Below are 9,621 nucleotides of genomic sequence, written 5' to 3' on the forward strand. Positions count from 1 at the left end.
TGATGATTGCGTCAGCATTGCCAGCGGGCATTGATGAAGACCGTGTCGGTGCGATGTCAGCCGCGCTGCTATCACTCGGTGACCGTGCAGGTCGAGAACTAGCGCGTGGCAGTATCGAGCGCGTTATGGTGCAAGGCGAAAAAGGCTATGTGATTATGTCCGCATCAGGTACAGAAGCAGTATTGACCATTTTGACCAAACCAAATGCCAAATTGGGTCTAGTGTTCTTGGATATGAAGCGCGCGGCTGAAGCCTTATCAAAACTTATCTAAAACTTACAAAGAGCTTAACTGTGTCAGCCAATCACTAATATTAGCAACCATGACTCAATCAAAAATTTATCCATCAAAAATTTATCCATCAAAAATTTATCCATCAAAAATTTATAAGGAGAGGTAATGAAATCTGTACAATTACCCGATATGGACAAACCGGCTGGCGATGCCACAGCGCATCGTCTGACTTACTCAGATGGCTTAAGTCGTGTCGTTTATACCACCGAAAACGAGCTACCTTATCCCGATGGCAAACTTATCGTTTCACGCGTGGATTTAGATGGCATTATCACCCACGCCAATGACGCCTTCGTGGATATCAGTGGCTATAGCCGTGATGAATTAATTGGCGCGCCGCATCATATTTTGCGACATCCACAAATGCCAAAAGCCGCCTTTAAAGACTTGTGGCAAACAGTCGAAGCGGGCAAAAAATGGCATGGCTATGTCAAAAACTTGTGTAAAGATGGTAGCTACTACTGGGTGTATGCAACGGCTGTACCCAATATCCGCCATGGCGAAACGGTTGGCTATACGTCGGTACGACGCAAACCATCACGCAGCAAAATCGCGCAAGCTGAAGCACTGTATCGCAAAATGCTAGAGGAGCAAGCCTAATGACAATTAATTTACTCATTGCGCCTGACTTCGCGCCTGAGCGTTTTGCAGGGTGGCATATGCTCAATACACTGCTACAAAAAAAATCCGGCATTCACATTCACTTACTGACACCGGCATCTGCGCATGAACAAAACGACTTAATCCAAGCGCAAAACGTGGATATTATCTATGCCAATCCCTTCGATGCAGCGGCAATGATTCGGGAGCAAGGTTATCGCGCCGTGGCGCGTCCACTGGGCAAATCTGATGAAATGGTGATTGCGGCAAAAGCCGACAGTGGCATTGCAGCACTGGATGATTTAAAAGCAGGCTGCACCATTGCCATGGCAGACAACCGTGATGTCAAATTGATTGGGCTTCGTCTGCTAGAAGCCGTGGATTTGTTAGAAGCTGACATTACTTGGACAGTTACCCAGACTTACCAAGCTGCTGCGCGTAATTTGATTAAAGGCGAAGCTGATGCGGCATTCTTTTTATCTGAAGTTTATCATAGCTTGTCACGCTTGACCTTATCGCAGATGCAGGTATTGATTGAAAGTGATTTGAGCGATATCAGCCATGTGTTACTGGTTAAAGAGAGTTTTGCCGACAGTGGGCCATTTATCGATGCTTTATTAAGCTTAAAAGACACCGCAGAGGGCAAACAAGTCTTACAAGAATTGGGGATGAGCGATGGTTTTGAGCCGATGACCCAAGAAGACGGCGAGTTTATGATTGATTTAATGGATACCTTATTGGATTAATCGGTCAAGCTTGTCATCTTGCCCAACAGCGCAATTCATGTTTAGATGGAATTGCGCTTTTTTATGCTGAAGCGTTTTGATTGCCACCCAGTTTAATAGTATAGTAGGGGATAAATGCGGCAGTTTTTCACAGCACTAGTCATTAATACCTCACCCTTGTCACATAACTTTTTATATAATTAGGCTAATTTTTTGAGGAATCAGCATGTATTCATTGTCGAATCGTAATCGTAGAAAATTTCAAAAACATTGGCTTAGTTTTCGTCTCTATAGTCGACAAGTGATTGACCAACCGATGAACATGGATATCCACACCAGCCGCATCATGGCAGCGATGGAGCTTGATGAAAAAGAGCCGTTGCAAGGTGCGTTAGCCGATATGTTTTATGGTTGTTGGTTTGACGTGCCCTATTTTGGTGACCGTATGCTCAACCAAGTCAGAGAAAAACTAACGCCAACGCTGCTGCAAGGGTTTGACCAATGCGTCAATCATGGTGAGTATGTGTTCAGCGTCAGCAATCTTGCCACGCGCTGGAGCGTATTGGTATCACCTTCAATGGTCACTTATCAACACCAACTGCGTGTGTCCACCGATGACTCAAAAGTAGTGGCACAAACGACGATTGCTGCATTATTAGATATCATGGAAGAAGACGACGACCCTGAAGACCAAGCCGAGCAAATTGCCGAAATCGAAGAAGAATTCTTTAACCATTGTCTTGTTTGTCATGACCGATTGGCATTTAGTATGGTTTGGTGGGAAATGTCAAAAAACAAATGGGATTTTAATGACAAATGGCTTGAGACTAAAGAATATTTTGCCAAGCAAGCCGCTTAATCTTAACCTAATCGATAATTTAGCAGCGCAACCGATAAATTAGAACCCAATCGATGAATGAGCTTTTGCATTCACCAACGCTATCATACAACATTACCTTTGCAGTCTATCAAAATTTAAGGAAAACACCATGCCAGAACAAAACGACACCTATGTGATTTTAACGCCTGCCGGGGTGTTGCATAGTTTTTCAAGCGCCAATCCCTCAGAGCAGCAACTAGCCTTACAAGCGGTGCTCGCCCCTGAACAAAGTATGACGGCACGGGAATGGGGTGAGCGTTATAGTGATACTTGGCTAGATATGTTTATCGAAGAAGGTTGGATTGAGACCATTGAAAAGCGGGTAGTCGCTCCGCACGTGCAGTTGGATAATTTCTTAAAATATGTAGCAGCCAGTCTATCGGGTAGTCGCCGTGTCGCAATTGCATCAGATGAAGGCTTTTGTCTAGCAAAGATGGGCTTTACCCAGCAAGAAGCAGATACGCTATCGGTAGCCGCCGCCGATTTTTATGGCTTTTTAGAACGCCAACAGCAGCGCGGTTGGGCGGTACATGGCTATGGGGTGTCATTTTTTACCAGTATTGATATGTTGATGCCCAATACCAGTATTGTGTTTTTATGGATCAACAAAGCGGGCTATTTCTTGATTATCGAAGATGAGCCACTCATCAATAACCGCGCTTTTGTGGAATTGGTATGGGGGATTAAAGCGACGGGCGAACGTTTTGAGCAACGTGCAACACTGGCACAACAAACAGACGCTAAAGAAGGTGCTGCGGCAGGCGATGACACCCAAACGGTTAATTGATAGACTGTAAAAATAAAAACCGCTGAGAGTTAATCAGCGGTTTTTTATTGTCAGTGATTTTTATTAAAAGTTTCTATTTAGCTTAAGGTCAGCTTAGTGTGATACCTTTACTATCTTTGGGGGTCACTCTAAAAATCTGCACTTTAAAAAGTATATTTTGACCTGCCAATGGATGGTTAAAATCCACTTTGATGGCATCTTCAGTGACGTCACTGACCACACCCACGAGCGTGGTTTTGCCTTTATCTTCAAATTCCATCATGGTACCGACTTCAGGCAGATTGCCAGTCACGGCAAACTGCGCATGACTAAAAGTCTGTACGTTATCAGGGTTCCACTCACCAAACGCTTCTTCAGGTGACAGCGATGCGGTGCGCGTGTCACCCGCTGTCAAGTTGATAAGTACCTTCTCAAACCCTTCAAGCAGACTGCCATCACCCACCACCAAGCGAACAGGTTCGCCACGCTCAAAGGTTGAGTCGATGACGGTGCCATTTTCTAAGCTGACCTCAAAATGCAAATCAACGGTTGAGTCTTGAGTGATGCGGGTTTGTTCGTTTGGCGTAATAATGTCATGATTCATGCGGTTGTTTATCCATCTAAAAATTAAAGGGTGTTACGTTTGGATTCTAATAAAAACGCATCGATTAAAATCAACGCAACGCCAATATTAATCGCCACATCAGCGATATTAAAAATCGGGAAATGCCACGCATTGCCATAGTGCACATGCAAGAAGTCAATCACATAGCCCAAACGTACCCGATCAATCAAATTGCCCAAAGCGCCCGCCATCACCAATGACAAACCCAAAGCCAATAATTTGGCTTGTTGGGGTATTTTGCGTAGATACGCCATGATACCAAGGGAAACAGCCAGTGCCAGTCCGCTAAACAGCCATTTTTGCCAGCCGCCTTTATCTGCCAAAAAACTAAACGCCGCGCCATGGTTGTGGGCAAGGGTAAAGTTAAAAATCGGCTCAATAATCGCCTTGGTTTGGTACAGCTGGTAGTTGTGTTCAAAGTACAACTTGGTAAGTTGGTCGATAATAATTGCCAAAACCGCAATACCATACCACATCATGGCTTTGTTGCCGTTGATGGGTAGGGTAGTGGATGAATGAGTGGCAGTAGTGGTTGCCTGGGTGTTAGGCATAATGACGTACCTCGCCTTGACCCTCGACATTCTCGACGCAGCGACCACAGATTTCTGGGTGGGCAGGATTGATGCCGATGTCTTCGCGGATGTGCCAACAGCGGATACATTTTTCACCCGTGGCAGGCTTGACCACTACCGCAACTTGGCTGTCTTCGTCGGTATAGGTCACATCGCTTGGTTGGTTGGTTAATGCCGCTACATTGGCTTGGCTTGAAATCAACACAAATTTGAGTTCATCGCCTAACCGATTGAGTGAAGCCATGGTAGTATCTGGTGCATACACGGTGACATTAGCCGATAAATTGGCGTTAATCACTTTATCGGTGCGCGCAATTTCATAGGCTTTGTTGACGGTTTCTTTGACATTCAAAATCGCTTGCCAATCCGATTCGCTCACGTCATCCAATACCACTTTTGGGAATTCATACCATTCTTCGGTAAAAATGTAGCCATTGCCATTGCTTGTATGCGGACCTTTTAAGATTTCCCAAGCTTCTTGTGCGGTAAACGATAAAATCGGTGCAATCCAGCGCAGTAGCGCATGGGCAATATGATAAATCGCAGTTTGTGCTGAGCGGCGCGCTTCACCATTGGCTTTGGTGGTGTATTGACGGTCTTTGATGATGTCTAAATAAAAACCGCCCAAATCTTGTGAACAAAAACCCACCACCGCTTGACACACTTGGTGAAAATCCATGTTGGTATAAGATTGGCGAATGTCAGCTTGTACCGCCTCAGCGCGTTTTAAAATGTACTTGTCAAGGCTGACCAAATTGCTAGCATCCACCATGTCGGTCGCTGGGTCAAAGTCGTCTGTATTCGCCAGTAAAAAACGAATGGTGTTACGAATACGGCGATACATATCCGTGGTGCGCGCAAAGCCTTCAGTCGATACCGCCATCTCGTAACGGTAGTCACTTGAACCCACCCATAAACGCACGATATCAATACCATATTTATTGGCAAGTTCTTGCGGCTCAAAACCTTTGGTATTGCCTTTAGATTTTGATAATTTATAGCCTTTGGCATCTACGGTAAATCCGTGCGTCAACACTTGCTTGTACGGTGGACGACCATAAATCGCTTCACTCACCAGAAGTGACGACTGGAACCAACCCCGATGTTGGTCAGAGCCTTCAAGGTATAAATCCGCAGGATTGGCTAAGTCGGGACGATTGGCGAGCACGGCAAAATTGGTTGACCCTGAGTCAAACCACACGTCTAGCGTATCGGTCGATTTTTGATACGCTTTAGCATCGTCTCCGATAAAGTCTTCAGCCGCGGCATCAAACCATGCTTCTACACCACCTTGCTCAATCACTTGCGCGACTTTTTCCATCAGCTCAGCCGTATTTGGGTGCAAATTGCCCGTGTCTTTATGGATAAAAAAGGCAATCGGCACACCCCAAGTACGTTGGCGGCTGATACACCAATCTGGGCGACCATGCATCATCGATTCGATACGATTTTGTCCCCAACTTGGCGTCCATACCACCTTTGGAATATCGGTCAACGCTTGCTCACGCAGACCTTGGCTTTCCATGTTGATAAACCATTGGGGCGTTGAACGGAAAATAATCGGCGTTTTGTGTCGCCAGCAATGTGGATAGCTGTGAGTAATCACGTCATGCTTGAGCAAATGGCCACTGGCTTTGAGCGTTTCAATAATTTTTGGTTGCGCTTTATAAATATGTTCGCCGACAAAAACTTTGGCTTCAGGCAAATACACGCCGTTACCTGCGACTGGGTTTTCGGTGGGCAAGTGAAATTTTTGACCGACCATATAGTCATCAACACCGTGCGCGGGCGCAGTGTGTACCAAACCTGTACCGCTATCCGCCGTCACGTGATCGCCTGTGATAATCGGCACTTGACGCTCAGCAATCAGTGGATGCTGGGCTTTAAGTACGGTTAACGCATCGCCTTTAACGGTGGCAACAACGCTATATTCTTTGGCGTTAAACACACTCATTAAATGCGCAACTAAATTGTAAGCGACAATTAAATGGCTGATTTTCGGCTGTGGTTTTTCGCCTGCCATTTGATAAAACAAGCGCTCGCCCGAACCGTTGTCAGCGGTTTTTTGATAAGTTGCGCCAATTTTTTCTAACGCTTTGGCAGAACGCTGATTATCGGGGGCAACATGAAACCAAATCGTTTCTCGCTGCGGTTGGGCGTGACTTAGCATCGCCGATTTAATTTCAGCATTTGCCCCGGATCCCCAATACTCACGGGTCAAAAAGGTGTAGCCAATCGCAATCGAATTTTCTTCAACGTTATCATCATAAAAACGGGTTGTGCCAATAATGTTATTGGTTTTTTTATCGACAATCGCAAAGGCTTTTTGCTCAAGGGCTTTTTTGAAATACGGCTCAAATACGGTAGGTTCGTGGCGTTTTTCCGGCAACATTTCCCAAATCAAAGGGTCAGATGCACTTGCCTGTAAAGCGGTTTTATCGTCTTTGGTTAAACGGCGAAGTAAATAATTAGGCGTGTCTAGGGTGGTAGGAACAGCAAACGCTTGTTTGTTAAACGTAACTTTTACCACGGAGTATTCTAGCTCGGAGCTTGCGGTAATCGCCTGATTGGCAGGCAATGTCCAAGGCGTGGTGGTCCAAATCACCGCCTGCAAAGCGCCATCAATCACTTTAGTCGCCGCTAACGCGTCACGGTTGACGATATCAAAACCGACATAAATCGCATCGGATTTTTTATCTTCATATTCCACTTCTGCTTCTGCGAGAGCCGAACCGCAGTCTAGACACCAATTCACTGGCTTCATACCGCGAGTGATATGACCGTTTTTGTAGATTTCTGCCAATGCACGGACGGTATCAGCTTCTTGCTTGAAGTTCATGGTCAGATAAGGATTTTCCCAGTCACCCAATACGCCCAAGCGTTTAAAGTCAACCATTTGCAGGTCAATTTGGCTTTTGGCATAGTCACGGCAAGCGCCGCGAAACTCGGTTGACGTCACGATGGCACCGTTTTTACTTTTGTCTTTATGGGGTTGACCCACTTTACCGATAATGCCTTCTACCTTTTGCTCAATCGGCAATCCATGACAATCCCAACCCGGTACATACGGCGCATCATAACCGTCAAGCGTTTTGTATTTGACAATCATGTCTTTAAGCACTTTATTTACCACGTGACCCAAGTGAATCTGACCATTGGCATAGGGTGGGCCATCATGCAATACATACTTTTCACGACCTTGGCGAGCGCGACGAATTTGGGCATACACATCGTCGGCAAACCATTGTTCTAGCCATTTAGGTTCGCGCTTGGCAAGGTCGCCACGCATGGGAAATACGGTATCGGCAAGGTTTAGGGTATCTTTATAGTCGATTGACTGATTGTCAGTGTTGTCGGTCATGTAACTCTCGGTATTCTATAATCTATAAAAAGTGCAAAAGGTAAAAAATTGATAACAGGGTATTATATGTTAAAATTGGCAGATTGACAAAGCGTGCTTTGGCTTATCTCACCCTTGATTTTGGTAAGTTTGTCATAAAAAAATCTCACTTACCAAGTAGCTATAAACGCTAAATATAGTTGGGGAAGGATACAATTTTCCACCAGCTTATAAGGGTTGCCCCACCTACTGTTAATGCCAAACGGCAACGCAGGGTATAAAGAAGTGTAGGCAAGTTATTTTTGACCCTGCTGACTCAGAGAATTGGACTAGCTTGGGTAAGCCTGGTATGTTGCTTAGGAGTAGCAGGTTGGAGGCTGACACGCCAAAGTCATTAAGGGATTGATTTCGCAAAGGCTTGCTGCTCGCGCCAGTCAAGTAAATCCACCACGTCTTGGGCAATGCCTTGTTTTAACGCGTCAAGCCCAGCATAATTTTTTTCCCCATGTAAAAAATGCAAAAATGTCACGGTGAGTTCTTTGCCGTACAAATCCCCGTCAAACTTTGGAAAATTGACTTCCAGTCGCCATTCTACCCCATGCTTATTTTTTAGCGCAGGGCGAGTACCCACATTGCAAGCGCCAAACAAACTGCCTTTGGTGAGTCCTTGCACGCCAGTTTGAGTATTTTTCCCCAGTGTTGATAAATCTGTGCCATCGGTAGCGGTCACCGACACCGCAAAAATCCCATGCAGGGCAGGCTTGATGCGGTTTAGCGCAATATTGGCGGTGGGAAAATCAAGCGTGCGACCGATTTTATCGCCATGTTCCACCCTGCCAGTAATCGCATAATCTCGCCCTAGCAGATGCTTTGCGGTTGCCAAGTCCCCTTGTTGCAAACAGTCTCGAATGCGGGTTGAGCTGACGCGCTCATCTTGATGCGCATGGTCGGTCACGGTATGCAAAATTTCTACAGGTAAGCCAAACGCACGCAAAAACTCACTATCGCCAGTGCGGTCATGCCCAAAGCGAAAATCATCCCCCAATACCAGATGCTTTACGTTTAATTTGACCAACATTTTGGCAAAATCGTGTGCCGATAAATTGCGAAAGTCATTATCAAAATTTGCCACAATCAAGCTATCGATATTGTGTTCAGCAATCAATTGGGTTTTTTCTGCCAAATTGGTGAGCCTTGCAGGGGCGGTTTGCGGGCTAAAAAACTCACGCGGCTGTGGTTCAAATATCATCACCATACTGGCAAGTTGCTGAGATTTTGCCAAAGATTTGGCTTTATCCAGCATCGCTTGGTGACCCAAATGCACACCATCAAAATTACCAATCGTCAGCACCGAATCAGGTAATAGGGTTGGATTTTTTAGCCAGTCAGATAAGTCAATCACGTTCATGAGCATCGCAAACTATCAATTTTATGAAATCGCTTATTATAAAGTAAAAATGTTGTTAACATACGCGCTTATAAGATTTTTCGGCAAATTTTAGCCGCATTTTTTGGTTCAATTTTGGAGTCGCTATGTCTGCAGCGCATCACAACCTTAGTATTCGCCTAGCTGCGATTGATGATTTACCGCGCATCGTTGAAATTTATAATCAAAGTATCGCAGGTAAGCAAGCCACGGCAGATTTACAGCCTGTGAGCGTGGCAGATAGGCAAGCGTGGTTTGACGCCCATACGGGCAATCGTCCGTTGGTGGTTGCCCAAAATAGTTTGGATGAAATAGTCGGTTGGGGCAGTTTATCTGATTTATACGCGCGTCCTGCCTACCATATCAGTACTGAAATCAGTATCTATGTGGCAGA

At 45.4% G+C, this 9,621-nt stretch carries 10 protein-coding genes; 6 read left to right on the plus strand and 4 right to left on the minus strand.

All coding sequences use genetic code 11. The annotated features are described in order from the left end of the window. From RT064_RS10650 to RT064_RS10670, 5 genes are all read left to right on the plus strand, one after another. A partial coding sequence (locus RT064_RS10650) for a roadblock/LC7 domain-containing protein (protein WP_313063319.1) occupies positions 1–272 on the plus strand: 272 nt, incomplete at its 5' end. A gap of 126 nt (positions 273–398) precedes the next feature. Then, positions 399–893: a PAS domain-containing protein gene (locus RT064_RS10655; RefSeq protein ID WP_036601822.1), complete on the plus strand. Its 495-nt coding sequence runs from the start codon at positions 399–401 to the stop codon at positions 891–893. Then, positions 893–1,639 carry a phosphate/phosphite/phosphonate ABC transporter substrate-binding protein gene (locus tag RT064_RS10660; RefSeq protein ID WP_036601821.1) on the plus strand — a complete coding sequence of 249 codons (747 nt, stop codon included), beginning with the start codon at positions 893–895 and terminating at the stop codon, positions 1,637–1,639. The genes RT064_RS10655 and RT064_RS10660 overlap by 1 nt, the downstream gene beginning before the upstream one ends. Positions 1,640–1,844: 205 nt before the next feature. Continuing rightward, the gene (locus tag RT064_RS10665) at positions 1,845–2,477 is read left to right on the plus strand and encodes a hypothetical protein (RefSeq protein WP_313063322.1); all 633 of its coding nucleotides are present in this window, start codon (positions 1,845–1,847) and stop codon (positions 2,475–2,477) included. Between the two features lie 130 nt (positions 2,478–2,607). Beyond that, complete coding sequence (locus RT064_RS10670) at positions 2,608–3,285, plus strand: hypothetical protein (protein WP_313063325.1); 678 nt, start codon at positions 2,608–2,610, stop codon at positions 3,283–3,285. 88 nt (positions 3,286–3,373) lie between these two features. On the opposite strand, the gene fkpB is transcribed toward RT064_RS10670, so the two are convergent. From fkpB to ribF, 4 genes are all read right to left on the minus strand, one after another. Beyond that, on the minus strand, positions 3,374–3,868 hold the full coding sequence (gene fkpB, locus RT064_RS10675; protein ID WP_095355898.1) for an FKBP-type peptidyl-prolyl cis-trans isomerase: 495 nt from the start codon (positions 3,866–3,868) through the stop codon (positions 3,374–3,376). A gap of 23 nt (positions 3,869–3,891) precedes the next feature. Beyond that, positions 3,892–4,440 carry a signal peptidase II gene (lspA, locus tag RT064_RS10680; RefSeq protein ID WP_313063326.1) on the minus strand — a complete coding sequence of 183 codons (549 nt, stop codon included), beginning with the start codon at positions 4,438–4,440 and terminating at the stop codon, positions 3,892–3,894. Further along, a complete protein-coding gene (gene ileS, locus RT064_RS10685) occupies positions 4,433–7,822 on the minus strand; it encodes an isoleucine--tRNA ligase, N-acetyltransferase domain-containing (protein WP_313063328.1) in 3,390 nt (1,129 codons plus the stop codon). The genes lspA and ileS overlap by 8 nt, the downstream gene beginning before the upstream one ends. A 373-nt stretch (positions 7,823–8,195) precedes the next feature. Further along, complete coding sequence (gene ribF, locus RT064_RS10690; RefSeq protein ID WP_313063329.1) at positions 8,196–9,209, minus strand: riboflavin biosynthesis protein RibF; 1,014 nt, start codon at positions 9,207–9,209, stop codon at positions 8,196–8,198. Between the two features lie 125 nt (positions 9,210–9,334). On the opposite strand from ribF, the gene RT064_RS10695 reads away from it, so the two are divergent. Further along, positions 9,335–9,621, plus strand: a 287-nt coding sequence (locus tag RT064_RS10695; RefSeq protein ID WP_409519568.1) for a GNAT family N-acetyltransferase, incomplete at its 3' end; no start/stop codon positions are given.

Source organism: Moraxella sp. CTOTU49097 (assembly GCF_032064105.1).
Lineage (GTDB): Bacteria > Pseudomonadota > Gammaproteobacteria > Pseudomonadales > Moraxellaceae > Faucicola > Faucicola osloensis_B.

Bases quoted from the DNA above. Each gene is read 5' to 3' on its own strand.
- ileS (WP_313063328.1), bottom strand. From the start codon at position 7,822: ATGACCGACAACACTGACAATCAGTCAATCGACTATAAAGATACCCTA.
- RT064_RS10655 (WP_036601822.1), top strand. From the start codon at position 399: ATGAAATCTGTACAATTACCCGATATGGACAAACCGGCTGGCGATGCC.
- RT064_RS10665 (WP_313063322.1), top strand. From the start codon at position 1,845: ATGTATTCATTGTCGAATCGTAATCGTAGAAAATTTCAAAAACATTGG.
- fkpB (WP_095355898.1), bottom strand. From the start codon at position 3,868: ATGAATCATGACATTATTACGCCAAACGAACAAACCCGCATCACTCAA.
- ribF (WP_313063329.1), bottom strand. From the start codon at position 9,209: ATGAACGTGATTGACTTATCTGACTGGCTAAAAAATCCAACCCTATTA.
- RT064_RS10660 (WP_036601821.1), top strand. From the start codon at position 893: ATGACAATTAATTTACTCATTGCGCCTGACTTCGCGCCTGAGCGTTTT.
- RT064_RS10670 (WP_313063325.1), top strand. From the start codon at position 2,608: ATGCCAGAACAAAACGACACCTATGTGATTTTAACGCCTGCCGGGGTG.
- lspA (WP_313063326.1), bottom strand. From the start codon at position 4,440: ATGCCTAACACCCAGGCAACCACTACTGCCACTCATTCATCCACTACC.